The organism is Streptomyces shenzhenensis (assembly GCF_021462265.1).
GTDB lineage: Bacteria > Actinomycetota > Actinomycetes > Streptomycetales > Streptomycetaceae > Streptomyces > Streptomyces shenzhenensis.
On the sequence record NZ_JAJONF010000023.1, the window covers coordinates 123,785 to 150,320 of the forward strand.

At 69.0% G+C, this 26,536-nt stretch carries 22 protein-coding genes; 11 read left to right on the forward strand and 11 right to left on the reverse strand.

What is annotated here, in order from left to right; all coding sequences use genetic code 11:
- Positions 1-13: 13 nt before the first annotated feature.
- Positions 14-1,489, reverse strand: coding sequence for an N-acetylglucosamine/diacetylchitobiose ABC transporter substrate-binding protein (ngcE, locus tag LQ326_RS27425; protein ID WP_234540855.1), 1,476 nt, complete (start codon positions 1,487-1,489; stop codon positions 14-16).
- 423 nt (positions 1,490-1,912) lie between these two features.
- Here ngcE and LQ326_RS27430 point away from each other — a divergent pair, with 423 nt between their 5' ends.
- Positions 1,913-5,656 (forward strand): GH92 family glycosyl hydrolase, encoded by a 3,744-nt coding sequence (locus tag LQ326_RS27430; RefSeq protein ID WP_234540857.1) that lies wholly within the window; start codon positions 1,913-1,915, stop codon positions 5,654-5,656.
- Positions 5,657-6,014: 358 nt separating this feature from the next.
- On the opposite strand, the gene LQ326_RS27435 is transcribed toward LQ326_RS27430, so the two are convergent.
- Positions 6,015-7,106 (reverse strand): lytic polysaccharide monooxygenase auxiliary activity family 9 protein, encoded by a 1,092-nt coding sequence (locus LQ326_RS27435; protein ID WP_234540876.1) that lies wholly within the window; start codon positions 7,104-7,106, stop codon positions 6,015-6,017.
- 255 nt (positions 7,107-7,361) lie between these two features.
- On the opposite strand from LQ326_RS27435, the gene LQ326_RS27440 reads away from it, so the two are divergent.
- Entirely contained in the window at positions 7,362-7,976 is a 615-nt protein-coding gene (locus tag LQ326_RS27440; RefSeq protein WP_234540878.1) for a Uma2 family endonuclease, read from the forward strand.
- A 79-nt stretch (positions 7,977-8,055) separates the two neighbouring features.
- Here the strand turns inward: LQ326_RS27440 and LQ326_RS27445 are convergent, their stop codons facing one another.
- The 4 genes from LQ326_RS27445 to LQ326_RS27460 form a co-directional block, all read right to left on the reverse strand.
- The gene (locus tag LQ326_RS27445) at positions 8,056-9,546 is read right to left on the reverse strand and encodes a HAMP domain-containing sensor histidine kinase (protein WP_234540881.1); all 1,491 of its coding nucleotides are present in this window, start codon (positions 9,544-9,546) and stop codon (positions 8,056-8,058) included.
- Positions 9,543-9,818: a helix-turn-helix domain-containing protein gene (locus LQ326_RS27450; protein ID WP_234540883.1), complete on the reverse strand. Its 276-nt coding sequence runs from the start codon at positions 9,816-9,818 to the stop codon at positions 9,543-9,545. The genes LQ326_RS27445 and LQ326_RS27450 overlap by 4 nt, the downstream gene beginning before the upstream one ends.
- 143 nt (positions 9,819-9,961) lie before the next feature.
- Positions 9,962-12,676: an aconitate hydratase AcnA gene (gene acnA / locus LQ326_RS27455; protein WP_308402034.1), complete on the reverse strand. Its 2,715-nt coding sequence runs from the start codon at positions 12,674-12,676 to the stop codon at positions 9,962-9,964.
- Between the two features lie 542 nt (positions 12,677-13,218).
- The gene (locus tag LQ326_RS27460; protein WP_234540887.1) at positions 13,219-14,511 is read right to left on the reverse strand and encodes an MFS transporter; all 1,293 of its coding nucleotides are present in this window, start codon (positions 14,509-14,511) and stop codon (positions 13,219-13,221) included.
- A 25-nt stretch (positions 14,512-14,536) separates the two neighbouring features.
- On the opposite strand from LQ326_RS27460, the gene LQ326_RS27465 reads away from it, so the two are divergent.
- From LQ326_RS27465 to LQ326_RS27475, 3 genes are all read left to right on the forward strand, one after another.
- Positions 14,537-14,935: a MerR family transcriptional regulator gene (locus LQ326_RS27465; protein WP_234540889.1), complete on the forward strand. Its 399-nt coding sequence runs from the start codon at positions 14,537-14,539 to the stop codon at positions 14,933-14,935.
- 176 nt (positions 14,936-15,111) lie between these two features.
- The gene (locus LQ326_RS27470; RefSeq protein WP_234540891.1) at positions 15,112-15,309 is read left to right on the forward strand and encodes a DUF4236 domain-containing protein; all 198 of its coding nucleotides are present in this window, start codon (positions 15,112-15,114) and stop codon (positions 15,307-15,309) included.
- A gap of 310 nt (positions 15,310-15,619) precedes the next feature.
- Positions 15,620-17,149 carry a helix-turn-helix domain-containing protein gene (locus LQ326_RS27475; protein WP_234540901.1) on the forward strand — a complete coding sequence of 510 codons (1,530 nt, stop codon included), beginning with the start codon at positions 15,620-15,622 and terminating at the stop codon, positions 17,147-17,149.
- Between the two features lie 144 nt (positions 17,150-17,293).
- Here the strand turns inward: LQ326_RS27475 and LQ326_RS27480 are convergent, their stop codons facing one another.
- Positions 17,294-17,698, reverse strand: coding sequence for a site-specific integrase (locus tag LQ326_RS27480; protein ID WP_234540917.1), 405 nt, complete (start codon positions 17,696-17,698; stop codon positions 17,294-17,296).
- A gap of 563 nt (positions 17,699-18,261) precedes the next feature.
- Entirely contained in the window at positions 18,262-18,489 is a 228-nt protein-coding gene (locus tag LQ326_RS27485) for a hypothetical protein (protein WP_234540919.1), read from the reverse strand.
- A 290-nt stretch (positions 18,490-18,779) separates the two neighbouring features.
- Between LQ326_RS27485 and LQ326_RS27490 the strand changes: the two genes are divergently transcribed.
- From LQ326_RS27490 to LQ326_RS27505, 4 genes are all read left to right on the forward strand, one after another.
- Positions 18,780-19,958 (forward strand): N(5)-(carboxyethyl)ornithine synthase, encoded by a 1,179-nt coding sequence (locus LQ326_RS27490; protein WP_234540921.1) that lies wholly within the window; start codon positions 18,780-18,782, stop codon positions 19,956-19,958.
- Between the two features lie 727 nt (positions 19,959-20,685).
- Positions 20,686-21,111 carry a DUF5994 family protein gene (locus tag LQ326_RS27495; RefSeq protein ID WP_234540923.1) on the forward strand — a complete coding sequence of 142 codons (426 nt, stop codon included), beginning with the start codon at positions 20,686-20,688 and terminating at the stop codon, positions 21,109-21,111.
- A 521-nt stretch (positions 21,112-21,632) separates the two neighbouring features.
- Entirely contained in the window at positions 21,633-21,884 is a 252-nt protein-coding gene (locus LQ326_RS27500) for a hypothetical protein (RefSeq protein WP_234540925.1), read from the forward strand.
- Between the two features lie 156 nt (positions 21,885-22,040).
- On the forward strand, positions 22,041-22,592 hold the full coding sequence (locus LQ326_RS27505; protein ID WP_234540935.1) for a DUF5994 family protein: 552 nt from the start codon (positions 22,041-22,043) through the stop codon (positions 22,590-22,592).
- Positions 22,593-23,055: 463 nt separating this feature from the next.
- On the opposite strand, the gene LQ326_RS27510 is transcribed toward LQ326_RS27505, so the two are convergent.
- The 3 genes from LQ326_RS27510 to LQ326_RS27520 form a co-directional block, all read right to left on the reverse strand.
- The gene (locus LQ326_RS27510; RefSeq protein WP_234540937.1) at positions 23,056-23,238 is read right to left on the reverse strand and encodes a hypothetical protein; all 183 of its coding nucleotides are present in this window, start codon (positions 23,236-23,238) and stop codon (positions 23,056-23,058) included.
- 1,045 nt (positions 23,239-24,283) lie between these two features.
- On the reverse strand, positions 24,284-24,736 hold the full coding sequence (locus LQ326_RS27515) for a DUF2397 family protein (RefSeq protein ID WP_234541051.1): 453 nt from the start codon (positions 24,734-24,736) through the stop codon (positions 24,284-24,286).
- Position 24,737: 1 nt separating this feature from the next.
- Positions 24,738-25,226, reverse strand: coding sequence for an ATP-binding protein (locus tag LQ326_RS27520; protein ID WP_234540939.1), 489 nt, complete (start codon positions 25,224-25,226; stop codon positions 24,738-24,740).
- Positions 25,227-25,370: 144 nt separating this feature from the next.
- Between LQ326_RS27520 and LQ326_RS27525 the strand changes: the two genes are divergently transcribed.
- Together LQ326_RS27525 and LQ326_RS27530 are read left to right on the forward strand one after the other, a co-directional pair.
- On the forward strand, positions 25,371-26,240 hold the full coding sequence (locus tag LQ326_RS27525; protein WP_234540941.1) for a helix-turn-helix domain-containing protein: 870 nt from the start codon (positions 25,371-25,373) through the stop codon (positions 26,238-26,240).
- Positions 26,237-26,434 (forward strand): DUF397 domain-containing protein, encoded by a 198-nt coding sequence (locus LQ326_RS27530; RefSeq protein ID WP_234540958.1) that lies wholly within the window; start codon positions 26,237-26,239, stop codon positions 26,432-26,434. Before LQ326_RS27525 ends, LQ326_RS27530 begins: the two co-directional genes overlap by 4 nt.
- The last annotated feature ends 102 nt before the right edge of the window (positions 26,435-26,536 follow it).

Below are 26,536 nucleotides of genomic sequence, written 5' to 3' on the forward strand. Positions count from 1 at the left end.
GTGAGGGTGAGTGTTACTGGTGCTTGTAGTGCTTGATCGAGGTGTCCTTGGCGGCCTCGTCGGCGAAGCCCTGGATCTTCTTGATCGCCTCCGCCGGGGTGAGCCGGCCGGCCATCATCTCGCCGAGGCCGGCGACTCCGATCTTCTCCTTCTGGAGCTGCACGTACCAGTCCTGGAGCCGCGGGTTGACCACGTTCGACCCGGCCAGCTTCAGCGCGGCCACCCCGGAGGTGAGGCCCGGGGTGAGGGTGATGCCGTCGGTGCCGCCGTTGTACGCGGTCAGCGACTTCACCTTGGTCGTGAAGTTCTTCGAGGAGGCCTCGCTGAGCATGATGCGCAGCTGCTCCATGCCGCCCGGGGCGTTCGCCGCCTTGGCCGGGACGATGAACGGCTCGCCGCCGGAGGCCCAGATGGTGCCGAACGGCATCTTGTCGTTCTTGTCGATGCCGGTGGGCGCGGAGACGGCGAGGTCGAAGTCGGAGGGGATGACGTTCGCCGACTCGTTCTCCACCCAGGAACCGTTCGGGATGAACAGCGCCTTGCCCTGCGCCCAGGCGGTCTGCGACTGGATGTGGTCGAGGCCGGGGGTGCCCTTGAGGATGTAGCCCTTCTTGTAGAGCTCGTAGTACGCCTCGAAACACGCCTTGACGGCCGGGTGTTTCCAGGCGTTCGGCTCCAGGTTGTCGATCGCGTTCAGGACCTCGACACCGCCGACCTTGCCGATCATCGGGTAGAGCGAGAAGGGGATGTAGTACGGGTACTTGCCCGCGTACGTCCAGCCGGCCATGCCCTTCTTCTTGGCCTTCTCGCAGACGGCGATCATCTGGTCCCAGGTCTGCGGGTACTCCGCGTCGAGCGAGTCCAGGGCCTTCTGCGAGTACCAGACGCCGTAGACCGTGTAGGCGTAGTACATGATCCAGACCGGGTCGCCGTCGAACTGGCCCATCTCGACGATGCCGGGGCGCAGCGTGTCGCGGACCTTCTTGTTCGGATCGTCGTACGACGGGGCGTCGAGGAGCGGGGTGAGGTCGGCCAGCTGCTTCTTGCCGACGAGCACGCCCATGTCCATCTGCTCGGCGCCCGAGTTGTCGATGAGGTCCGGCGGGGTGCCCTGGTTGAAGCGCGGCTGGAGGGTGGACTGGATCTTCTGGGTGGCGGAGAACTTGACCGTGGCCTTCGGGAAGTCCTTCTCGTAGATCTTCACCGCGTCCTCGGCGTACTCCTTGCCGAAACCGCCGTCGAAGAGGACGAATTCCATCTTCGCGCTCTCGTTGACGCCCAGCGGGTTCTTGGCCGTCTTCTTGCCGGCCTTGTCCTTGGACTGACCGCCGCCGCCACTGCTGGCGCAGGCGGAGAGGAATCCGGCGGTGGGGACCGACATCAGGCCGAGTGCGGCCGAACGCCTGATCAGGTCGCGGCGGCCGACGCTTTCGGAACGGCGGCCGGGTGCGGAATCGGAACCGTGGTGGGCAGCGGAGGTGGATCCCATGCTCAAGTCCTCGCCTTCTCCAGGACTCAGGCGGTGAACCGGATCCTCCCCGGCACCGCGGTCGGGTAGTGCTGGGTCGTGCAGGAAGTCATGCGGGAAACGCCGACAGGTATAGTCCACTTCCGGTCGGCGGGGCAAGATCGAATGCAAGGTTGGCCATGGGTCTTTTCCTAGTTGAGACCTGTCGGAAATATGAGCGATCTCGGTACGTCTTGCCGGAAAAAGAGCCGACATAGCCCCCTGAATGCCACACCCAACACCCTTGACATCACGGGCCACTTGACCACCTACTGGTTCCTGCGCCAGCAGCTGACAACGTTGTCTCATGTGGCAGGGAGGGTACCCGTTGTGATGCAGCGGAGAACGCAGCGAAGAACAGGACACGGATCTGGTACGGCGGCCGTCATCGCGGCCGCCGTAGTCATGACCCTGGGCTCCCAGGGAGCCGCGGTGGCTCTGCCGGCCAAGGCCCCGGCCGCCGCGACGCAGTTCGCATCCTCGTTCGAGTCTGGCGATCCGTCACCGGACTGGACCGACACCGTCGACACCGACCCGGACGGCGCCCCGCGCGCCTCGGGCGTGGACGGCGGCTACAGCACCGGCATCCCCGGCAATGTCACCGACCATGTGACCGACGTGCGGGCGAGCGGCGAGAACACCGGCGCCGGCGAGGTCAAGGAGAACCTCGTCGACGGGGAGCCCGGCACCAAGTGGCTCACCTTCGAGCCCACCGGCTGGGCCGAGTTCGACTTCGACAAGCCCGTCAAGCTGGTGACCTACGCCCTCACCTCGGCGAACGACTACGACGAGCGCGACCCCGAGGACTGGACCCTTGAGGGCTCGACGGACGGCAAGGACTGGAAGACCGTCGACACCCGCACCGGCGAGTCCTTCCCGGAGCGGTTCCTGACCAAGTCGTACGACCTCGCCGCGCCCGCCGAGTACCAGCACTTCCGGCTCGACGTCACGAAGAACAACGGCGCCCCGGACATCCTGCAGCTCGCCGACGTGCAGTTCTCCACGGGCGGCAGCGGCGGCCCGGTGCCCCAGGACATGCTCTCGCTGGTCGACAGGGGCCCGAGCGGCTCGCCGACCGCGAAGGCGCGGGCCGGGTTCACCGGAACGCACGCGCTGCGCTACGCCGGGCGGCACACGGCGAGCGGCCGGGCGTACTCGTACAACAAGGTCTTCGACGTGAATGTGAGGGTCGGCCGCGACACGCGGCTGGCGTACCGGATCTTCCCCTCGATGGCCGACGGCGACCTCGACTACGACGCCACGAACGTGGCCGTGGACCTGGCCTTCACGGACGGCACCTATCTGAGCGGCCTAGGGGCCGTCGACCAGCACGGGTTCGCCCTGTCGCCGCGCGGGCAGGGCGCTTCGAAGGCCTTGTACGTCAACCAGTGGAACAACATCTCGTCGTTGATCGGTTCGGTCGCGGCCGGCAAGACGGTCGACCGGATACTGGTCGGGTACGACTCCCCCGCCGGGCCGGCCAAGTTCCGCGGCTGGATCGACGACGTGTCCCTGAAGCCGGTGGCCCCCGAGAAGCCCAGGGCGCATCTGTCCGACTACGCGCTGACCACCCGCGGCACCAACTCCAGCGGCAGCTTCTCGCGCGGCAACAACTTCCCTGCGACGGCCCTGCCGCACGGCTTCAACTTCTGGACGCCGGTGACCAACGCGTCCTCGGAGAGCTGGCTGTACGAGTACGCACGTGCGAACGACGACGACAACCTGCCGACGGTCCAGGCGTTCAGCGCGAGCCATGAGCCGAGCCCCTGGATGGGCGACCGGCAGACCTTCCAGCTGATGCCGTCCGTCGCCGCCGGTACCCCGGACACCGGCCGCCAGGCCCGCGAGCTGGCCTTCCGGCACGAGAACGAGACCGCGCGGCCGTACTACTACGGGGTCCGGTTCGAGAACGGCCTCAAGGCCGAGATAACACCGACCGACCACGCGGCCGCGCTGCGCTTCAGCTACCCGGGCGACAACGCGAGCGTGATCTTCGACAACGTGACCGAGCAGGCGGGCCTCACCCTCGACAAGGAGCACGGGACCGTCACCGGCTACTCGGACGTGAAGTCCGGGCTGTCGACGGGCGCCACCCGGCTCTTCGTCTACGGCGTCTTCGACAAGCCGGTGACCGACGGCGACTCCAGCGGGGTCAAGGGCTACCTCCGCTTCGCCGCGGGCTCCGACCACACCGTCACGCTCCGCCTGGCCACCTCCCTGATCAGCGTCGACCAGGCCAAGGACAACCTGCGCCAGGAGATCCCGGACGGCACGTCCTTCGACACGGTGAAGGCACACGCCCGGAAGATCTGGGACAGGCTGCTCGGCAAGGTGGAGGTTCAGGGCGCCACCGCCGACCAGCTGACCACCCTCTACTCCAGCATGTACCGGCTGTACCTGTACCCGAACTCCGGCTTCGAGAAGGTCGGTTCGACGTACCAGTACGCCTCTCCCTTCTCGCCGATGACCAGCCAGGACACCCCGACGCACACCGGCGCGAAGATCGTGGACGGCAAGGTGTACGTCAACAACGGCTTCTGGGACACGTATCGCACGACATGGCCGGCCTACTCGCTCCTGACGCCAGGTCAGGCAGGCGAGATGGTCGACGGGTTCGTGCAGCAGTACAAGGACGGCGGCTGGACCTCGCGCTGGTCCTCCCCCGGCTACGCCGACCTGATGACCGGGACCTCCTCGGACGTGGCGTTCGCGGACGCCTACGTCAAGGGAGTGCGGTTCGACGCGAAGGCGGCGTACGAGGCGGCCCTGAAGAACGCGACGGTCGTGCCGCCCTCCTCCGGCGTCGGCCGCAAGGGCATGTCCACCTCCCCCTTCCTCGGCTACACCAGCGACGAGACCCGCGAGGGCCTGTCGTGGGCGATGGAGGGATACGTCAACGACTACGGCATCGCCGAGATGGGCAAGGCGCTGTACGAGAAGACGGGAGAGAAGCGCTACAAGGAGGAGTCCGACTACTTCCGCAACCGCGCGCAGGACTATGTGAACCTCTTCGACCCCAAGGCCGGCTTCTTCCAGGGCAAGGACGCCCAGGGCGACTGGCGGGTGGACTCCTCGGCGTACGACCCGCGCGTGTGGGGCTACGACTACACCGAGACCAACGGCTGGGGCTACGCCTTCACCGCCCCGCAGGACAGCCGGGGCCTCGCCAACCTGTACGGCGGCCGGTCCGGCCTCGCCGACAAGCTCGACGAGTTCTTCGCGACACCCGAGACGGCCTCCCCCGACTTCGTCGGCTCGTACGGCGGGGTCATCCACGAGATGACCGAGGCCCGGGACGTCCGGATGGGCATGTACGGCCACTCCAACCAGGTCGCCCACCACGTCATCTACATGTACGACGCGGCCGGCGAGCCCTGGAAGGCGCAGGCCTACGTCCGTGAGGCGCTCTCCCGGCTCTACCTCGGCAGCGAGATCGGCCAGGGCTACCACGGCGACGAGGACAACGGCGAGCAGTCGGCCTGGTACCTCTTCTCGGCCCTCGGCTTCTACCCGCTGGTGATGGGCAGCGGGGACTACACGATCGGCTCCCCGCTGTTCACGAAGGCGACGGTCCATCTGGAGAACGGGCACGACCTGGTGGTCCGGGCCCCGCGGAACAGCGCGCGGAACGTCTACGTCCAGGGGGTTCGCGTCAACGGCCGGACCTGGTCGTCGACCTCGCTCCCGCACTCGCTCGTCTCCAAGGGCGGGGTCATCGACTTCACGATGGGGCCGAAGCCGTCGGCCTGGGGCACCGGCAAGAACGCCGCCCCGGTCTCGATCACCAAGGACGACAAGGTCCCGGCCCCGCGCGCGGACGTCCTGAACGCCGCCGGCCCCCTGTTCGACAACACCTCGGCGACCCAGGCGACGGTGACGTCGGTGGACCTGCCGGTGACCCGGACGGCCAAGGGGATCCAGTACACGCTCACCTCACCGTCGGACCACACCAAGGCACCGACGGGCTGGACCCTCCAGGCGTCGAGGGACGGCACCGACTGGCAGACCGTGGACCGCCGTTCCGGCGAGTCCTTCGCCTGGGACCTGGAGACCCGGGCGTTCACGATCCACAGGCCCGGGGCGTACGCGCGCTACCGGCTCGTCCTGGACGGTGCAGCGACCCTCGCGGAGGTGGAGTTGCTGGCCTGAGCGAGCGGCACGGAGAGGGGGCGGGCCCGTCCGGGTCCGCCCCCGGTGTCTGTTCAGGGCTCAGCCCGCCACCGGTACCACGGAAGACCGCGACTGCCGCGGACGCCATCGCCCTGGTTCACCCGGTCGGGCGACCCGAAGTGGCTTGACATCGTTGTCGGTTGGGGCGGTAGAGTCAATGCAGAAACCATGAGACAACGTTGTCGCACGTCACGGCGCCGACACGGGCCGCCGAGCGAGCGCGCCCATGAGCACTATGAGCAACTCCCCTCCGGACAGGCCACCCACCCCCTCGCCTGTCCGGCTCGCGGACCCGGTGTGCACCGACACCGGGTCCGCCCTGAGCGGATCACGCGGGTCAGCCGACCTGACAGGGCAGGTCGGTCGCGCTGTCCCCGCCGTCGCCCTGGACGACGTAGCCGAACGTCGTACTCTGGCCGGGACTGAGCGAGCCGTTCCAGTCGGTGTTGTGGACCATCACGTCCTGCCCGCTGTAGGTGGCGTCGCCGTTCCAGAGGCTGGCCACCGACTGGCCGCCGGGGAGCGTCCAGTCGACCATCCAGCCGAGCATCGCCACGTCACCGCTGTTGGTGACGGTGACCTCGGACTGGTAGCCGCCCGGCCAGGTGCCGGTCGTGGTCCTGGTGGCGGTACAGGTGCCCGGCGGGGGCTGGGTGGGGTTGCCCGGGTCGTGGATGCCGGTGACCTCGCCGTTGCCGCCGTCGAAGACGACGTCCGAGCAGGAGTAGAAGGTCTCCGCGCTGTCCGAGCGCTGCCACACCATGTAGATGATGTGCCGTCCGGTCTTGTCGGCCGGCAGCGTGCCGGTCCAGGAGTAGTTGGCCTCGACCGTGCCGGGGGTGCCGTTGAGCGGCGGGTGGTCGACGGTCAGGAACGGCTGGTCCTCGATGTCGTCCCAGGTGAGCGGCTGGGTCGGGTCGTAGCCGTCCTTGGTGATGTAGACGTAGAACCAACCCGGGTGCGCCGCCCAGGCGTTGTAGGAGAAGTCGACGGTGGCGCCGGAGGTGAGGTGGGTGACCGGCCAGTCGTCGCGGGGCAGGTCGAAGCCGGTGAAGTTGGGATTGCCGCCGCTGCACAGCTCACCGTCCGGCACGAATCCGCGGGTGCGGCCGGCGCCGTCCGAGCGCAGTACCGAGAACCAGTTGTAGAACGGCGTGGTCCCGCCGGCCTGCTCGGCCGCCTTGCAGGCCGGGTTGACGGGCTTGATCTCCCCGGTGTCGGCGAGCGCGTCCTGCCAGCACAGGAAGGTACGGCTGCCGGGTTTCATGGGGGTGCCGTGAGCCTGGGCCGGGGTGCCCGCCGCCAGGATCAGGGCGAGGGCGGGGATGGTGGTCACAAGGGCGAGAAGGGCGAGGAAGAGGGCCCGGCCCCGGGTGGGGAGCGGTAATCGGGGAAGTCCCCGGCGGCACGAGGACCGCAGAATTGTCATATGCATGACATTAATACCTCTGTGTGGGGTGAACGGTCGTGCGCGGGTCATGGCGACGATCGCGGGGTGGAAGCGGGCCCACCGCCCCGGCGGGTTCCGGTCCACGGGACGGATGGGAGCGCTCCCACCCCACTTCTCTGTGAAACTAGCGCGGACGGGGGCGGCTGTAAACGGCGCGGCATGGCTTCACTGCTTCGAGTGGCGATACCTTCGTACAGAGGATCACGACGCGTAACCGCGTCCACACTCTCACCCATGGGAGCAGTGATGACGACACGCCAGCAGGGACCGGCCAACGAGGACAACTGGATGTTCCCGCCTGCTGACGGCTGGACATTCGACCAGGTCAAAAATCTGGAGCTGCCCTTCGACTGGGAACTTGTGGACGGAGTGATCGTGGCCCGTGGGCAGACCAGGTTCTGGCACAACCGTGTACGGGACAAGGTGGCACGCGCCCTGGAGGACGCACGCACCGAGCCCTACGAGGTGGTGGTCGAACAGTGCGTGATGGTGGACGACCAGAACGTCATCAAACCGGACGCCATCGTCTTCGACCCTCGAAAGCTGAACTTCTTCGAGTTGGAGTGCGTCCCGACGGCATACCTCACCCTGGTCGTAGAGGTCGTGTCCCCCGGCTCCCGCCGCGACGACCGCGTGAGCAAGCCCGCCCAGTTCGCCGCGGCCAAGGTCCCCTGCTACTGGCGCGTCGAGCTCGACCGGGACCACAAGCTGACGGTGCACGAGTACTGGCTCAACGCGGACACCCTGTCGTACATCCCGGCGCCCATGCATCCGGTGCACCACGGCAAGCTCGTCACCGAGCTTCCGTTCCCGGTCGAGATCGACCTCGACGCCCTCGTCGGATTCTGATCACGCCCATACGATCGGCGCATGATCGCAGCCGTCGTCACGATCGCCCTCGCCTGCGCCGGGTTCTTCGGCCGAGCGCCTAGACCGGCGCCGTGCGGGCGACGGTCGCCGTTCCGGCCGACGGCAGCCCGGTGGCCGGGAGTTCGAGGGTGAACTCCGTGCGGCCCGGGGCGCTCTGTACGCCGATACGGCCGCCGTGGGCCGTGGTGACGGCCGAGGCGATCGCCAGGCCCAGGCCCGAGCCGCCCTCCAGGACTCCGGCACGGGTACGGGAGCTGTCGGCCCGGGTGAAGCGTTCGAAGACCGTGGGAAGGAGGGCGGGCGGGATGCCGGGGCCGTCGTCCCGGACCCGGATCACACAGGTGGTGGCCGTGGATTCGACGGTCGCCGTCACGGTCGTACCCGCCGGTGTGTGCACCCGTGCGTTGGCCATCAGGTTGGCCAACGCCTGGTGCAGGCGGGCCTCGTCACCCAGCACCAGCGCGGGGCCGTCGAGACCGAGTTCCAGCTGCCAGACATGACCGGCGCCGGCCGCCCGCGCGTCCCAGACCGCCTCCGCGACCAGCGCCGCCATGTCCACCTCGGCCGTCTGCAGCGGGCGGCCCTCGTCGAGGCGGGCCAGCAGCAGCAGGTCCTCCACCAGGCTGCGCATCCGGGCCGACTCGGCGTTGACCCGGCGCCAGGCCAGGCCCGGCTCGATGCGGTCCGTGCCGCGGTTCATCAGCTCGGCGTACCCGGCGATCGAGGCGAGCGGGGTGCGCAGTTCGTGGCTGGCGTCGGCCAGGAAGCGCCGCATGCGCTCCTCGCTGCGCCGGCGTTCGGCCAGGGACGCCTCGACATGGTCGATCATCCGGTTGAGGGCGGCACCGACCTGGCCGGCCTCGCTGCCGGGGTCGGTGTCCCGTTCGGGCACCCGGGTCAGGCCGGTCGGCTGCCCCGGGCCGAGGGGCGCGTGGGAGACCTCGACGGCGGTGGCGGCGACCCGGCCGAGCGGGCGCAGCTGCCGTCGTATCACCACCGCGCAGACGCAGCCGGCGGCCGTGAGGCCGGCTACCGCGACCGCGGCCTCGACCGCGACCAGGCCGCTGATGGTGTCCAGCACGTCGTCCATGGGCAGGCCGGTCAGGACGCGGATGCCGCTCGCGTCGAGGGCGGCGACCCGGTAGGTGCCGAGGCCGGGGACCGTGCGGGTGTGGGCCGAGCCGTCCGGCGCGATGCCCTTGAGGGCGTCGGTCTGGGCGGTGCTGAGCGAGCGCGGGGGCGCGTCGTGGCCGACCACGGCCGCGCTGAGGATGTCGCCCTCGGCGTCGACGCGGGCGGCGAGCATGCCGGCCGGCTGGCCGCCCTCGTCGAGGAAGGCCAGGTCGCGGATCAGCTCCGGGTGCAGGGCGGCGCCGCCCACGTTGCGCTCCAGCGCGTCGCTCACCCGGTTGTCCAGGTGGCCCAGCAGATAGGCGCGTTGGGCGAACACCGTGGTCAGGGCCATCGCGGCGCACACGCAGACCAGGACGGCGGTGACGAGGACGAGCAGCCGCGTGCGCAGCGACCGGCCCCGCGGCCGGGTGGTCATCTGCCGTCCTCCCCGGGCGGTACCGCGTATCCCCTGCCGCGCAGGGTGTGGATCATCGGTGCCCGGTCCCGGTCGATCCTGCGGCGCAGGCTGGAGTCGCGGGCCTCGACGAGGTCGCCGCCGTCGAAGGAGGTGTGCCGGACGCGGTCGAGGATCTGGGGCCGCCGGCCCGCGTCGGTGACGGCGGCCGCGAGCAGCTCGGTGAGACCGGGCTCGTCGTCGGCGACGAGGACGCGGACTCGGCCGGTTCGGGCCCCTGCGGTGGCGGACATGTAGCAAGTCTGTGCCGGTTCGCTGAGGGAACCCTGTGTTCCGACTGGGCTTTGACGATGTCACGTGCGGGCAACGCGCACCGGAACGCGCAGGGCCGCGCCCCCGGCTGACCGGGGACGCGGCCCGCACAGGCCCCTTGCGCCTACTTGCGGATCAGGCTGCGCAGCACGTACTGCATGATGCCGCCGTTGCGGTAGTAGTCGGCCTCACCGGGGGTGTCGATCCGGACGACCGCGTCGAACTCGACGCCCGTGTCGGTGGTGACCTTGACCGTGCGCGGGGTGGTGCCGTTGTTGAGCTCCTCGACACCGGTGAAGGAGAAGGTCTCCTCGCCGGTCAGGCCGAGGGACTCGGCGGTGGCACCCTCCGGGAACTGGAGCGGCAGCACGCCCATGCCGATGAGGTTCGAGCGGTGGATGCGCTCGTACGACTCGGCGATGACGGCCTTGACGCCGAGCAGCGCGGTGCCCTTGGCGGCCCAGTCGCGGGACGAGCCGGAGCCGTACTCCTTGCCGGCCAGGACGACGAGCGGGATGCCCTGCTCGATGTAGTTGCGGGAGGCGTCGTAGATGAACGACACCGGCGCGTCCGCCTGGGTGAAGTCGCGGGTGTAGCCGCCCTCGGTGCCCGGCGCGATCTGGTTGCGCAGGCGGATGTTGGCGAACGTGCCGCGGATCATGACCTCGTGGTTGCCCCGGCGCGAGCCGTAGGAGTTGAAGTCACGACGCTCCACACCGTGCTCGGTGAGGTACTTGCCGGCCGGGGTGTCGGCCTTGATGGCACCGGCGGGCGAGATGTGGTCGGTGGTGACCGAGTCGCCCAGCTTGGCGAGGACGCGGGCGCCGGCGATGTCGGAGACCGGGGCGGGCTCCGTCTGCATGCCATCGAAGTACGGGGGCTTGCGGACGTAGGTCGACTCGGCGTCCCACTCGAAGGTGTTGCCGGTGGGGATCGGGAGCGACTGCCACTGGGCGTCGCCCGCGAAGACGTCGGCGTAGGACTTGTTGAACATGTCCTCGCCGATCGCGTTCGCGACGACTTCGTTGACCTCGGCCTCGGTCGGCCAGATGTCGGACAGGTAGACCGGCTTGCCGTCCTGGTCGGTGCCGAGGGCGTCCTTGGTGATGTCCACCTTCATGGAGCCGGCGAGGGCGTAGGCGACGACCAGCGGCGGGGAGGCCAGGTAGTTCATCTTGACGTCGGGGTTGATCCGGCCCTCGAAGTTGCGGTTGCCGGAGAGGACCGACGTCACGGCCAGGTCGTGGTCGTTGACGGCCTTGGAGACCTCCTCCGGCAGCGGGCCGGAGTTGCCGATGCAGGTGGTGCAGCCGTAACCGACCAGGTTGAAGCCGACCTTGTCGAGGTACGGGGTCAGGCCCGCCTTGTCGAAGTAGTCGGTGACGACCTTGGAACCCGGGGCGAGGGTGGTCTTGACCCAGGGCTTGCGGGTCAGGCCCTTCTCGACCGCCTTCTTGGCCACCAGGGCGGCGGCGACCATGACGTACGGGTTGGAGGTGTTGGTGCAGGAGGTGATGGCCGCGACGGTGACCGCGCCGTGGTCGATCTCGTACGAGGTGCCGTCGGGGGCGGTCACGGTGACCGGGTTGGACGGAACGCCGTTGATGGACGCCGGAGCGTCGGAGGCCGGGAAGGACTCCTTGCCCGCCTCGTCGGCGGTGTCCACGTAGTTGCGCACGTCGGCCTTGAACTGCTCGGCGGCGTTGGCGAGGACGATGCGGTCCTGCGGGCGCTTCGGGCCGGCGATGGAGGGGACGACGGTGGCGAGGTCCAGCTCCAGCTTCTCGGAGAAGTCGGGCTCGGCCTTCGGGTCCAGCCAGAGGCCCTGCTCCTTGGCGTACGCCTCGACCAGCGCGACCTGCTGGTCCGGACGGCCGGTCAGGCGCAGGTACTTCAGGGTCTCGCCGTCGATCGGGAAGATCGCGGCGGTGGAGCCGAACTCCGGCGACATGTTGCCGATGGTGGCGCGGTTGGCGAGGCTCGTCGCCGCCACACCCTCGCCGTAGAACTCGACGAACTTGCCGACCACACCGTGCTTGCGCAGCATCTCGGTGATGGTGAGGACGAGGTCCGTGGCGGTCGTGCCCGGCTTCAGCTCACCGGTCAGCTTGAAGCCGACGACGCGCGGGATGAGCATGGAGACCGGCTGGCCGAGCATGGCGGCCTCGGCCTCGATGCCGCCGACGCCCCAGCCGAGGACGCCGAGGCCGTTGACCATGGTGGTGTGCGAGTCGGTGCCGACCAGGGTGTCGGGGTAGGCCTGCCCGCCCCGCACCATCACCGTGCGGGCCAGGTGCTCGATGTTCACCTGGTGCACGATGCCGGTGCCCGGGGGTACGACCTTGAACTCGTCGAACGCGGTCTGGCCCCAGCGCAGGAACTGGTAGCGCTCCTTGTTGCGGCCGTACTCCAGCTCGACGTTCTGCTTGAAGGCGTCGTTGGTGCCGAACTTGTCGGCGATGACGGAGTGGTCGATGACCAGCTCGGCCGGGGCGAGCGGGTTGATCTTGGCGGGGTCGCCGCCCAGCTCCTTCACGGCCTCACGCATGGTCGCGAGGTCCACGACGCAGGGCACGCCGGTGAAGTCCTGCATGATCACGCGAGCCGGCGTGAACTGGATCTCCTGGCTGGGCTGGGCCTGCGAGTCCCAGTTGCCGAGGGCGCGGATGTGGTCGGCGGTGATGTTCGCGCCGTCCTCCGTGCGGAGCAGGTTCTCCAGCAGCACCTTCAGGCTGTACGGAAGGCGAGCCGAGCCTTCCACCTTGTCCAGCCGGAAGATCTCGTACGACTCGTCGCCCACCTGCAGCGTGCTGCGGGCGTCGAAGCTGTTCGCCGACACGACAGTCTCCTTCATTGATGTGCGCGTACCACCGTCAATCGTGCCGCCACGCCGACTTGGCCGATCCAGTTAGGTCAGACTAAGTTAGGCATGCCTTACTGGCTGGCGGCGACGGTGCGCCTAGGCAGATATCTCGATGTCGAGATAACTCTAGTACACGGGGGCCGGTTGGTCATGCCCGGACCCGCCTGTGTCCTGTCCCCGTGGTGCTGGCCAGGTCTCACTCGGCTTGGCCACGTTCGGGTGAAAATCTCGGGCCTGCGGCCGAGAGCCCCTCTGTCCGCCCTGCGTTCAGGAGTGTCCGTACGTTGCGGTGCCGGGGGTGGGCATGGCGGATCCTGCGGTTGCACCGGCCCCGCTGGGCGAGGCCGATCCGTTTGAGGTGGAGTACGTCGACGATCTGGGCCGAGTGGTCCGTTCGGCTCTGATGCGGTGATGGCATGTCCGGTTCGAGTACCGCCGTCCGTCCCGGGCGTTTCCGGTCTACCGGGGGCAGAGGAACTTCACCGAGCCGGTGTCACGGAACCGAAGGGCGAGGCCGATCAAGCCTCCTCCCCGAAAGGTCTCGAATGCGCCCGGTGCTTCCCCCAGGTCCGTACTCCTGAGGCGACGACGGCAAGAGTGACGGTCGCGATCCCCGAGGCAGCCAGCACCTGCCGGGGCCCCATGGCGGCGCTGAGCGGGCCGCCGAGCGCGGTGCCCACCGGGGAGGCGGTGAGAAGGACGGCGCCCCGGACGGCCAGGACCGTGGTCAGCCAAGCTGCCGGGGTGCGGTCCTGGAACAAGGTGAAGGACAGCGCTGTGAAGGGTCCGTAGATCATGCCGCCGAGCGCAAAGCACACCAGAGAGATTCCGGCGGACACGCCCAGGCCGAAGGGCACAAGCATCAGGCCCCAACCGGCGACGATGCCCAGAGTGACCGGCCACAGCGGAAGCCTGCTCAAAGCACCAGCCGTCAGGCCGCCAAGGACGGCGCCTGCCCCGAAGAGGGTCCAGTACAGCCCGAGAAGGCTCGCGCCCGAATGAAGGTCCTCGGTGACATGCAACGGGAGCGCGACCTCCACCGGTCCGTAGAGGAAGTTGAAGAACCACGTCAGCGCGAGAACCCCGAGAAGCTCGGGCTGCCTGCGCAAGAGGTGCAGGCCGGCGGCCGATCGGCCGGTGTCGACCGGCGCAGCCGCCGCTGCCTCCCCGGCCACGTCGCCCAGCCGACCGACCTGGACGGCGAGGACGGCGAAGGACATGGCGTCGAGGCCGATGATCCAGGCTGGATTGACGACTGCCGCCAGAAATCCGGCGAGTGCGGGACCCACGATGACAGACGCCGAGGAGCTCGAACTGACCAGCGCATTCGCCGCCAGACGCTGATCCTGCGGAAGCATCTGGGAAATCAGAGCGTACTTTCCCGCACCACCCCAGGCATGCAGCACCGACGACCCTGCGAGCAGTACGACATAAACAACCGGGTGCAATACTCCGGCCGCCCAGGCCCACGGCACACAGCCGAGAAGCAACGCACGGAACCAGCTGTCTGCGGCCAGTAACCGCCGAGGAGCCAGGCGACGCAGCCAGCGGCCGAATACCAGCGCTCCAGCGGCCCCGGGAAGGGCATAGGCGGCAACCGCGGCACCGACGACGAGCCCCGACCGGCCAGGAGGCGCGATCACAACGGCCAACCACGCCACGGCGACCACACTCATCCCGTCACCGAGGTCGGAGGCTGCCAGGGCCGGCAAGAGCCGTCGGAACTCGACATGGGCGAACAGCGGCCGATACGTCGGCGGCAACAAGCGGGTTGTCGGTGAAAGAGGCACCGAGTCAGACTTGTGGTTCAAGCGCGCTTGAAGTCAAGGGGGATCAGTGCGAGAGCTGGGCATCGGTGACCTCGCGCGGCAGGTCAGGATGCGGCCCTCGGCGTTGCGCTACTACGAGAGCGTCGGCTTGCTGCCGCCCGCCCGGCGAGTCACGGGCCGACGCGTCTATCCGGCCAGCACCCTGCGGCGGATCGCCCTGATCAAAATGGCGCAGCGGGCCGGATTCACCCTCGCCGAGATCCGCCAGTTGCTGGACACCGACACCAACCGAGGCGCCACCAGGCAATGGCGCACTCTCGCCGAACGCAAGATCCCCGAACTGGACCAGTTCATTCAGGAGACGCAAGCCCTGCGAAACGCCGTCGCCGACTGCCTCGCCTGCGGGTGCATGAACTTCGACAACTGTCAGCTGCTCTCGTCCGGCACACCCGAAGACGACGCCTGAGACCGGCCCTGGCCACACGGGCGAGATTTTCCCCACGCCGGCGGCCGTAGCGGCGGATCCCCCGGGGCCCATCCCGGCGAAGGCCGCCGGGCGGGGCTGAGAGCGCCGCGCCGGGGTAGCCGAAGGTCCATCGGCAAACGTCGCGGCAATCTCGCGGCAAGACGGAAGGAGACAGCGTGCCCCTCACGTTCCGCAAGAGTTTTCGGATCCTGCCCGGTGTGCGCCTCAACATCAACCGGCGCTCCTGGTCCATCACCACCGGCGGCGGCAACGGGCCGCGCCACACGCGCAGCAGTACGGGACGCCGCACCACGTCGTGGGACCTGCCGGGCCCCTTCGGGTGGCGGCGCACAAGCAGCGCCCGGCACAGGTGATCCAGGCGGGGTGCGCCTCGGCGAGGCTCCCGATCCAGCCGTAGCCGGGGAGGCCGGGCAGGGGGCGGGCGACCGGTGCAGGCGGCGTAGCCGCTCGCAAAGCACAGTCAGATTGCACCAATTTGCACCCTTCATCAGATAAAGAGGCACATACCGGCCACGCCATTGCCCGCCCCCGGACGGACGCCTTCGGCGCTCTGGTCGAGCGGGCGGCTCAGGACCGGGTCGAACACGTAGGCTCGTTGACACGGTGTCACCCGAACGGACCCCCCAACAAGCGCCATCTCATATCTGAGATAACCTCAGCCCCATGGCAGACGACTACCTCGTACGCATCGGCAAGCTCATCCGTGACGCCCGGCAACACCGCGGCTGGACACAGACACAGCTCGCGGAGGCGCTCGGCACCAGTCAGAGCGCTGTCAACCGCATCGAGCGCGGCAACCAGAACATCAGCCTTGAGATGATCGCTCGAATCGGTGAAGCCCTGGACAGCGAGATCGTCTCACTGGGCTACGCGGGCCCGATGCATCTGCGGGTGGTGGGCGGCCGTCGGCTGTCCGGCGCAATCGACGTGAAGACCAGCAAGAACGCGTGCGTGGCCCTGCTGTGCGCCTCGCTGCTCAACAAGGGGCGCACGGTGCTGCGCCGGGTGGCCCGGATCGAGGAGGTGTACCGCCTGCTGGAGGTGCTCAACTCCATCGGCGTGCGCACCCGCTGGATCAACGACGGTGTCGACCTGGAGTTGGTGCCGCCGGCCGACCTCGACATGGACTCCATCGACGCCGAGGCGGCCGTCCGCACCCGCTCGATCATCATGTTCTTCGGGCCGCTGCTGCACCGCATGGACCAGTTCAAACTGCCGTACGCCGGCGGCTGCGACCTGGGCACACGGACCATCGAACCGCACATGATCGCACTGCGCCGGTTCGGCCTGGACACCGCCGCGACCGAGGGGCAGTACCACGCCCGGGTCGACCGGGCGATCCGGCCCGGCCGCCCGATCGTCCTGACCGAGCGCGGCGACACGGTGACCGAGAACGCGCTGCTGGCCGCGGCCCGCCACGACGGTGTGACGGTCATCCGCAACGCCTCCTCCAACTACATGGTCCAGGACCTCTGCTTCTTCCTGGAGGCGCTCGGCGTCGAGGTCGAGGGCATCGGCACCACGACCCTGACCGTGCACGGCATCCCGAACATCGACGTCGACGTGGACTACTCCCCCTCCGAGGACCCGGTGGAGGCGATGAGCCTGCTGGCCGCGGCGGTCGTCACGGAGTCGGAGCTGACGGTCCGTCGGGTCCCCATCGAATTCCTGGAGATCGAGCTCGCGGTCCTGGAGGAGATGGGCCTCGACCACGACCGCAGCCCCGAGTACACCGCGGACAACGGCCGCACCCGCCTGATCGACCTCACGGTCCGCCCCTCCAAGCTGGAGGCGCCGATCGACAAGATCCACCCCATGCCCTTCCCGGGCCTGAACATCGACAACGTGCCGTTCTTCGCCGCGATCGCGGCGGTCGCGCAGGGCAAGACCCTGATCCACGACTGGGTCTACGACAACCGCGCGATCTATCTGACCGACCTCAACCGCCTCGGCGGCCGCCTCCAGCTCCTCGACCCGCACCGGGTCCTGGTGGAGGGCCCGACCCGCTGGCGCGCCGCCGAGATGATGTGCCCACCGGCGCTGCGCCCCGCCGTGGTCGTCCTGCTGGCCATGATGGCCGCCGAGGGCACGTCGGTGCTGCGCAACGTGTATGTCATCAACCGCGGTTACGAGGACCTCGCGGAACGTCTCAACTCGGTCGGGGCGCAGATCGAGATCTTCCGGGACATTTGATGCGCGGATGCCGCCGCACCCTGTCCGACCTGCTATTTAGCGGGCCAGGATGGGGTGCGGCGGCATCTCTGGGACTTCTCTGGGACTTTGAAGCCTGCGGCGGGCTACGGGCCGCGTTCCAGGGCCTATGTCGACCGGCCGCGGCTACGCGAAGATCGCGTCGATGGCGGCGCTGCCTCGTGCACCGGCGCGGGGCAGGAAGTGGGAGTACTTCCGCAGCGTGAACCCGGGGTCGGAGTGCCCCAGCCAGCGTGCCAGGGAGACGATCGATTCGCCAGCCTCCAGTTCCTCGGAGGCGTAGAAGTGGCGCAGGGCGTGGAAGCCGTGCTCCCGGGATGGCTCCCACACGCGAGCGCCGTTTGGGTTGCCCCCCTCCAGCGGAGCGATCACGCCGGCCTCAGCCAGAGCGGGCTTCCACACGTAGGAGTTGAAGTAGGACATGAGTGCGTCGGCGAACGTCTTGACCATCGCGCGCAGCAGATCGGGACTCGCCGCGGCGAGGTTGTCCTCGGCGAGGGCGTGCAGGGGCAGACTGTCTGGTGCGGTCATCGTGCTGATCTCCTTCGTGACTCGACATCTCGAAGATCAGCCGGTGGCCGTTCTCATATCCGGGCACTCACTCCGACGCCGAGGCAAACGCCCGGACCAGGTGGGAGCCCGTACACCACTTCTCCGGACGCAACCAACTAGCGGTGTATCGGCGGGCCCAAGTGACGGACACCTTGAAACCGGCCAGCTCTCAGGACAAACGCTTCGCGCTCTCTCGCCAGGGCGAAGATCATGGCGGAATGGCTGCGTACATGTACGACCGACTGATGGCGGAGGACGAGTACCGCCAGCGCGTCCGGCGGCACCGTCCCAGCTCGCTCCTGCCTCTGATCGCTGCTGCAGCGGCCCGCTACGGCTCACCGCAGCGGCCGCAGTCGTGGTTGGAAAGCCCCTCTCTGAAGTACACGCCGTGGGCCCTCGCCGATGCAGTTCGCGTATGCCTGGCCTATGGCACCGAGCACCTGCGCTCCGAAGCCACCGAGCGCGACCTGTTGGCGATCCTGGCGGCGTACTCCAGCCTGAAGGAACCTACTCTGCATGGCACGGACGAGGACGCAGTCCGCCTACGCGACTTCATGATGCGCCTGGGCGGCGAGGGCCGGCTGGGAGACTGTGACGCCCGTGGCCGCGGCCAGGTCACCGGGCTTGCCCACGGCCTCGACGTTCTTCTCGAAGTTGTCGGGCTGCCAGCGGGGGTCGACGTTGCGCATGTCGGTGACGTCGTATTCGTCGGCGGGCTTGGCAGGATGGGAGAACAGCGGGACAGCCCAACTAAGCCCTCTCATCTGCATGGTGCCGGACGTCCTCCGGCAAACGCTCTCACGGGAACCGCTGTTTGTCGTCGGGCCGTAGTGCCTTCAGGCCCGCGCGAGCGTCGACCGAGGCCGCACTCGACGGAGCTGACCGGCACCGGGCGACCCGATCGCCGCAGAGACGGATGCCGCCGCTCGGAAGCGAACAGGGACACGCGTATGTCGCCCGGACTCGGATCCCGCCCGTGCGCCTGCCCCTGGCCCCGCCCGTCGCGACCGGCTACCGGCTTGCCCCGGTGTGCTACACAGGGAATAACCAAAGGGGCATTTTGCAGCAGCTCACGCTCGGAATCATGTCGCAGACCCGCAAGGAAAACGAGCATCGTCTGCCCGTTCACCCCGCCCATTTCGACCGCATCGACGCCGGTCTCCGCAAGCGCATCTACCTCCAGGAAAACTACGGAAAACACTTCGGCGTCCCGGACAGCCGGCTCGCCCCGCTCGTCGGGGGGTTTCGCACGCGCGAGGAACTCATCGCCGACTGCGACGTCATCCTGCTGGCCAAACCACTCCACGAAGATCTCGCGGAACTGCGCGAGGGCCAGGTCCTGTGGGGCTGGCCGCACTGCGTCCAGGACGAGAGGCTCACCCAGACCGCCATCGACCGGCAGCTGACTTTGATCGCCTTCGAAGCGATGAACCACTGGACCCACAGCGGCGCTTTCAACCTGCACGTCTTCCACAAGAACAACGAGCTGGCCGGGTACTCCTCGGTCCTGCATGCCATGCAACTGGGCGGCGTGACAGGCGACTACGGGCGGCGGCAGCGCGCGGTTGTCATCGGCTTCGGCGCGACCGCCCGCGGCGCAGTGACCGCGCTCAGCGCCCTGGGCGTGCACGACGTCGACGTGCTCACCGCGCGTGGCGTCACCGCCGTCAGCTCCCCCATCCACTCCGCGCGGATCGTCCACTTCGACCACGACAAGGCCGACGACACCCTCGACCCGCGACGCAGTGTCGCCCTCACCGAGGACGGCCCGCTGCCGCTGGCCGAGTTCCTCGCCGGGCACGACATCATCGTCAACTGCGTGCTGCAGGACACCGACGCGCCGCTGATGTTCCTGATAGACGAGGACCTGCCCAAGCTGACACCCGGCACCCTGGTCATCGACGTCTCCTGTGACGAGGGCATGGGCTTCGACTGGGCCCGGCCCACCACCTTCACCGACCCGATGTTCACCGTCGGCGACCACGTCAAGTACTACGCAGTGGACCACAGCCCCTCCTACCTGTGGAACTCCGCGACCTGGGAGAACAGCGAGGCCCTCCTGCCGTATCTGGACGTCGTGCTCCAGGGCCCCGACGGCTGGGACACCGACGACACGATCCGGCACGCCATCGAAATCCGCCGTGGCGTCGTCCAAAACCCCAAGGTGCTCGCCTTCCAGCACCGCACCGCCAAGTACCCGCACGCCCACGAGGAGACCCTGGCGGAGTCGCGGCCGTAGCGTCGGTGCGTCCGGTGCCCAGCCCTCTCGACGGCAACAGCGATGCCAGATCCGGGGCTCGGCATCCTGTGACGCCGCGGTGCTGGTCCGCCGACTGTGGGGCTCATGTCTGGTCGTTCATCATCGTGCCGCTTCCTGCTTTCTGTGCGTCGTGCCGGATTCGCGGAGCGGCATGGCCCCCAGTCGTGCAGGCCGGTCAACCCGGTGCCAGTCCGTGTCAACGCGATGCCGTTTGCGAACCGACGCGGTTGTGACACGGGCGGGAGTAGGGTGGAGAGGACGAGGATTTCCGTATGCCGGAACTGAGACCGGCCCGCCCCGGACCGTCGCCTCGTGTTCGGGTCCACCGGCTCCACCTTCCTTCCGCAGCACGCCACCCGTCGACACAGGGCAGCCCGTGAGCCCGGCCGCGCCATCCGCATCCAGGCCGAGGAGCCCCGTATGCCGCTCAGTCCGACCACGTCCACGACGGTCACGACGGTCACGCCGTCGGACACCGTCCCGCTGTCCCAGGGCTACGACAGGGACGTCCCCCTTCCCGGCGCTGTGCCTCGTCGCCCTGACCCTGCTCTCGTTCGGCCAGAGCGGGACAACCGCCACCACGCCAACCCCACCAGCGGCGTCGACCGTGGCCGGCTCGACCCGTCGGCCGAGTCCGGCCCGCGTCGCCACCCGCCGCGCCTGACATCAACCATTCACCCATGTACGGCAGTTGGCCGGAGATCTCATGACCCCCGCACTACAGCCCCCGCTTCCCTCCCATCCTCTCCTTCGCCTGCGCCTGGCACCGTGCGGCGGCATGCCCCGCCCCATCGATGGAGCGTGGTGGCCTCGTTCGTACGAGCTGCTCGCCGAACTCCCCCAGCTGCTCGCCGGGTTGCCGCGCGCATGGGGCCATATCACCAGCGTCACGGTCAACGGGGCGACCTGGTCCGCGGTGCCCGGCCGGATACTCGTCTCCAACCAGGTCGTACAGTTGCACAGGACCCTCACGGCGTCCGCCGCGCACACCATCGTCCTTCTCGCGCCCGGCCAGGGGCGCTGGGACCTGATGGTCGTGCCACCTAATACGACCGAGGAGGCCGCGGAACCGCTCATGGCGGCCGGGGCGGACGGTCAGGCGCGAGAAGCGGTGACGAAACCTCGATGTTGATCTTGTGGGTTCCGGCGGGGGTCAAGCGCGTGCGGCGAGCGGTCCGGTGCGGACTGCGCTGCCCAGCGCGGACAGAGAGGCCGATGCTGTACGGACCAGTTTGTCGACGAGCGGGTGCACCAGCCAGATAACCGGGACAGGTGACGACCACCGCCCTGGGTCGGCGAAGACGCCGGTCACCCTGTACGCGGAAACCCGCCCTTCCCGCCAACGCTAGCCGTCGCGGGATGGTCCTCACGGCCGTTGGGGAGAGCGGAATTCAGCCGGTCATGCGTGATCCGTAGCCGTACGACAGCCGTCCCCGGCTTCACCGCCTGGTGGACAGCGTCCGGCAGGAGCCTGGTCACACGCGGGGAACTGGAGTCGGACATGACACCCGCCGGTCTGCGAGGAATGCAGGGTGACTTCCTCAGTTCAGGTACTCCGCGGCCCGCAGCAGTCGGAAAGCTCGCTGGTCGCACAGGCCGGAGTAGGGTGAAAGATCCAGTCCGCGGATCCACGCCCAAGAGGGAACGGTCGTTATGCAGCCCCAGGAAACTCCCCCCGACGGACACGCCGACGTACGTATCGTCGCCGCCTCCCCTGAGGTCGCCCGCCGGGTCGCGGAGGTTCTGCGTCACTGCTTCGCCACCACAGAACAGCGCAGCTATCCGGCGGACACCGAGGGAGGGACCCGCCTCGAGCTCACCGTGGACACCACCAGCGCGGCAGAACCGGCGCGGTCCTGGCTGGAGACCAGCCGCTCCTCTGGCCAGGACGGCCGCCAAAAGTGAGGGGATCTCCGGGAGCGGTCCGTTCGGCCTCTTCGGGGAGTAGCGTGAACCCATCGGGAGCACTTCGCGCACCGGCCTCGATACCGGTGCCGTTCCTGGTGAGCAACGGCACCGGACAACTGTGCACGCACAGGGGTTCGGAGACGGGTTCGCACGATGTCCGCGATCACCGACCATCCCTCGCCGCACGCCGTGCCCTTCAAGGTCCCGACCGCACGCCTCGCCCTCAAACCCGTGAGCCCCTCACCGGGGCAGGTGGAGCTGGACGGCGCCTGGTGGCCCCGCTCCCGTGACCTGAGCGACGAACTGCCCGCGCTGGCCGACGTACTGGACCCGCTGTGGGGGCGGATCACCCGTATCGCCGTCAACCCCCGCTACTGGCCGGTCATCCCGCAACGGATTCTCGTCAACGGCCATGTGGTGAAGATCGGTTGGTTCACCACGGAGCTGGACCCGCACAAGATCCTGCTGCTGTCCGGAACGTCGGGCCGCTGGGACCTCCTGGTGATACCTCCGGAGGTCAGCGCCCCGTCGGCCGCCCGGCTGATGGCCGCCGCGAGCGCGAGCACCACCCCGCAGTCGACCGCGACCGCTCTCATGACGGCGGAACTGGTCGACGCCCCCTGCACATCGGCCGACGCCGACACCGGACGGCCCGACCGGCTGGCGGCGGAGATGCGGTCATGTGCGCCGCCGCCCCGGCCGTGACGAGGCGGCCCGGATCGCGTAACCACCGCGTTGCCACGGACCGTCGAAGTCGGCGGGACGCCGCGTCCGCAGGGCCATGGGCTGCGAGGTGGTGGGTGGTGCGTTCGCCGTGGGTACGCCGACGGCATCGAAGTCGCTCACGCCGTGGCCGAGCGCACGAATTTCGCCATGCCATGAGCAGCCGATCAGGCTCCAACCGAGACCTGCGGCGGGCTACGAGCCACACTCCACGGGGTTGTCACCGGGCGCCAAGCCAAACCGTGGCCGGAAGGCCGGTCGAGGGGGCTCGGCCGATCAGGGGACAGCAGACGGTGCGCAGTCACCCAGTCACCCAGTCGAGTGAGGGCGTCACCGGACTCACCGCGCGACGCCCTGTCCACCCCGTCGCCTCCGGCTCGCACGGGGGAGCCCCCAGCATGGCTGCGCGTCTGCGCGGCCCGGCCGCGGCTGTGCCCGTGGCGGGCTACCAGATCAAGCACCAGTAGTTGTCATAGTGCCCGATGCCGATACGCGGGACATGCGGCACAAGGTTCGGGTTGGGCTGTCCCACGGCCGCCAGCGAGCAGACCGGGTCGCCGACCGCCTTGGCAGCCGCCATCCGCTTGGCGGCAGCCACGGCCTCCGGCGACGTGAACCAGGTGGTCACTCCCGGTCTGTTGCCCGTGGTCGTCGGGGCCGGAGTCTTGGGTACGGGTGTCTGCGAAGGCTGCGAGGTGAGCGCGGGCCGGGGCGGACTCGGCCGCGTCGTCGCGGGGTACGACGGGAGCGGACTCGGCCGCATCGTCGCAGGAGACGACGGAGGCACACCCGGCCGCGTCACCACAGGAGACGACGGAAGCGGACTCGGCCGCATCGTCGCAGGAGACGACGGAGGCACACCCGGCCGCGTCACCACAGGAGACGACGGAAGCGGACTCGGCCGCGTCACCACAGGGGACGGCGGGAGCGGGGTCGGACGTGTCGTCGCAGGGGACGGCGGGGGCGGGGTCACGGACGGGCTGGGCGTCTGTGCCTGGGGAGGTGCCGGCTTCGTGGTCGGCGTGTGCACCGGCGGCGGGAGAGCCGGGGTCGTTCGGTGGGGCGCCGTCCGGGTGGCTGTCGGCACCGGCGGTACGGCCCGGGTCGGCCTGGGCGCGGGAGTCTGCGGGGGCCTCGGCGTCGCCGGGGCCGGTGAACTCGGGGCCGTCGGCCGCGGCGAAGGGGACGGGGATCGGGCCGGGGATGGACTCTGCGTTGACGGTGACGCCGTCAACGAGGGTGACGGCGTCGGGTGGGGGGCGCTGCCGCCGCCGGACGACAACAGCGCCCAGGCAGCCAAACCGCCCCCCAGGGCGACCACGGCCGCTCCGCCCACTATCCACGGAGTCCGCCGCGATGGCTGCCGGTGCCGGTTCATGATTCTCACTGTCTATCCGATCGCCGACGGCCTCAAGCCGGAGCCCGAGCCGCCGCCCGCTTCCGGCAGCGTCCACCGGTGCCGTACTCCTGGCCTGGCACGGGCACCTGCCGGGACGACCGTGAACCCTTCTCGTGGGTGCCACCCACCGCACGAGCACCGGTGCCCCACGCGCCGAAACCCACCTCGGCCACCGCGAAGTGACGCCGTTTGCCGGGCGGGACTCGGCCGGTGACGGGGACCGGGCCGAGTCCGCCGTCCGGCGGTCGGCGGTCGGTGGTCGGGGCGGGCGGGGCTACGGCGACGTCGGCACCGAGGACGAGGCGGATACCGGGGGCGCGGCGACGGTGGCGAAGCGGACCGTGCCCGCAGCGGGGGCAGACCAGCGAGCCGGGTCCACCAGCCCGTACTGCACAACCAGGCCCCGCGCAGGGCCGAAAGAGTGACTCCTCGCCGTGAAAGTTCTCTGGGGCCTTCCTCCGGGACCGAAGGCTCCCGGTCGCCGGGCGATTCCACATGGTGCGTCCCTGGAACGTTCCCGAGGTGACAGAGCTCTGCGTGTCGGCGGCGCCTCGGGAGCGGCGTCGGCGGCCTCGCGGGCGGCGGCGAGCGACAACAGCGGCTCTACCCGCCCCTGTTCCTCCAGTTCGCCGATCAGCAGGGCGATCCGCCCGCCGAGGGTGACGAGGCCCAGGATGAAGCGTTCCAGGTACTGGATCAGCCGGTCCTTGTAGGAGGGAACGCCCAGCTCACGCCGGAGATGCGAACACGTACTCCGCCCACACGGTCTTGCCCGGGCCCTCGGGCCGGAGGTGCCAGCCCCAGCGGGTGGCGAGCGCCGCGACGAGAAGCAGCCCTCGACCGCCGGTGTCCTCCGAGCCGGGGGCGGGCAGCGCCTCCGGTTCGGGCGGCGTGCGTTCGTCACGGATGTCGGTGACCTCGATCCTGATCGCACGGGCGGCTCCGATCACGTGCAGAGACAGATGGAAGTCCCGGCCGGGAACGTGTCCGTGCCGTACGGCGTTGGCGGCCAGCTCGCCGAGGACCAGCACGATCTCTTCGTGCGGGCCGGTGCCGTACGGAATGCCCCAGGTGTCCAGCCGGTGCGCGGCCAGCCGCCGGGCGAGGCGGGCGCCCCGTGGGGTGGAGGTGAAACGCATCTCGAAGGTGCGGTTCAAGTCGTCACCGGGACACGGGGGTCGGGAGGCACTGAGGGAGCTGGGGAGTTGGCTCGTCATGCCGACAACGGTGTCCTCGGTCGCGTAGCGTGACCAGTGGTGACGCGCCGACGTGGGCCGTTGTACGCGCCGTGGCGGTACGGGTACGAGGTGCGCGGCGTGACGAGGCCGCCGGGGCGGCGTTGGGCCAGGGAGGCGGTGGCGATGACCGAGGGTACGGGCGAGAGGGCCGAGACCGGGGTGGCGGACGACGCGGGGCAGGCGACGGCGGACACGTCCGGTCAGGCTGTGGTCGTCGCGTTCGGGCAGACGATGAAGACGCTGCGGGTGCGGGCGGGCCTGGAGCGCGAGGAGTTCGGACGGCGGATCGGATACTCGGCGTCCACGGTCGCGTCGTACGAGCAGGGGCGGCGGATTCCGTCGCCCAGGACCATCGAGCGGGCGGACGAGGTCCTGAACGCGGGCGGGTTGCTGACGGTGTGGAAGGAGCAGGTGGAGCGGGCTCAGTATCCGGTGTTCTTCCAGGGGATGGCAGCCTTGGAGAAGGAGGCCATCGAGTTGCTTTCGTACGACACGCTGGTGGTCAAGGGCCTGCTTCAGACCGAGGATTACATGAGGGCGGTGCTGGCTATGCGGCGGCCTCCTCTGGACCAGGAGACCATCGAGCAGCGGGTGGCGGCCCGGTTGGCTCGGCAGGACATCTTCGACCGGCATCCCGCACCACTTCTCAGCTTCGTGATGGACGAGTCGGTATTGCGGCGTCGGCTTGGAGGAAGGGACGTGCTTCGAGGGCAGTTGGAGCATCTGCTGCTCGTCGGCCAGAAGCGAAACGTCGAGATCCAGGCAATGCCGCTCGACTGTGAGGAAAGCGCCGGCGTGGACGGAGCGTTCACGGTCGTCACGCGTGACGACGGCAAGACGTTCGCATACACCGAGGCGCAGGGGTCCAGCACGCTTCAGACCGACCCGCAGCAAGCAGCGCTCGCCGCCGCCCGTTATGGGATCATCCGATCGCAGGCTCTCACTCCGCGAGAGTCTCTGGAGTTCATCGAGAGGTTGCTGGGAGAGCTATGAACACCGCTGAGTCCTCGGCCGTTGCGTCCGGCCTCGCCTGGTTCAAGAGCAGCTACAGCGGAGCGGAGGGCGGCGACTGCGTCGAGGTCGCGGCCGGCACGGGAGTCGTACAGATCCGGGACTCCAAGGCCGTGGCCGGACCCGTCGTCCGGGTGTCCCGCGAGGCGTGGGCGGGGTTCGTCGGGGAGGCCTGACGAACGTACGTCAAGCGTGAGCCCTGCCGCCCGGTCGAGGGCGGCAGGGCTGACCGGTCTCTTCCGGGACATCTGATGCGCCGCCCGGTCCGGTGCCGGTCG

Excerpts from the sequence above, each read along its gene's own strand:
- ngcE (WP_234540855.1), bottom strand. The coding sequence starts at position 1,489 with ATGGGATCCACCTCCGCTGCCCACCACGGTTCCGATTCCGCACCCGGC.
- LQ326_RS27430 (WP_234540857.1), top strand. The coding sequence starts at position 1,913 with ATGACCCTGGGCTCCCAGGGAGCCGCGGTGGCTCTGCCGGCCAAGGCC.
- LQ326_RS27435 (WP_234540876.1), bottom strand. The coding sequence starts at position 7,106 with ATGACAATTCTGCGGTCCTCGTGCCGCCGGGGACTTCCCCGATTACCG.
- LQ326_RS27440 (WP_234540878.1), top strand. The coding sequence starts at position 7,362 with ATGGGAGCAGTGATGACGACACGCCAGCAGGGACCGGCCAACGAGGAC.
- LQ326_RS27445 (WP_234540881.1), bottom strand. The coding sequence starts at position 9,546 with ATGACCACCCGGCCGCGGGGCCGGTCGCTGCGCACGCGGCTGCTCGTC.
- LQ326_RS27450 (WP_234540883.1), bottom strand. The coding sequence starts at position 9,818 with ATGTCCGCCACCGCAGGGGCCCGAACCGGCCGAGTCCGCGTCCTCGTC.
- LQ326_RS27475 (WP_234540901.1), top strand. The coding sequence starts at position 15,620 with ATGGCAGACGACTACCTCGTACGCATCGGCAAGCTCATCCGTGACGCC.
- LQ326_RS27480 (WP_234540917.1), bottom strand. The coding sequence starts at position 17,698 with ATGACCGCACCAGACAGTCTGCCCCTGCACGCCCTCGCCGAGGACAAC.
- LQ326_RS27485 (WP_234540919.1), bottom strand. The coding sequence starts at position 18,489 with ATGCAGATGAGAGGGCTTAGTTGGGCTGTCCCGCTGTTCTCCCATCCT.
- LQ326_RS27495 (WP_234540923.1), top strand. The coding sequence starts at position 20,686 with ATGACCCCCGCACTACAGCCCCCGCTTCCCTCCCATCCTCTCCTTCGC.
- LQ326_RS27500 (WP_234540925.1), top strand. The coding sequence starts at position 21,633 with ATGCAGCCCCAGGAAACTCCCCCCGACGGACACGCCGACGTACGTATC.
- LQ326_RS27505 (WP_234540935.1), top strand. The coding sequence starts at position 22,041 with ATGTCCGCGATCACCGACCATCCCTCGCCGCACGCCGTGCCCTTCAAG.
- LQ326_RS27520 (WP_234540939.1), bottom strand. The coding sequence starts at position 25,226 with ATGACGAGCCAACTCCCCAGCTCCCTCAGTGCCTCCCGACCCCCGTGT.
- LQ326_RS27525 (WP_234540941.1), top strand. The coding sequence starts at position 25,371 with ATGACCGAGGGTACGGGCGAGAGGGCCGAGACCGGGGTGGCGGACGAC.
- LQ326_RS27530 (WP_234540958.1), top strand. The coding sequence starts at position 26,237 with ATGAACACCGCTGAGTCCTCGGCCGTTGCGTCCGGCCTCGCCTGGTTC.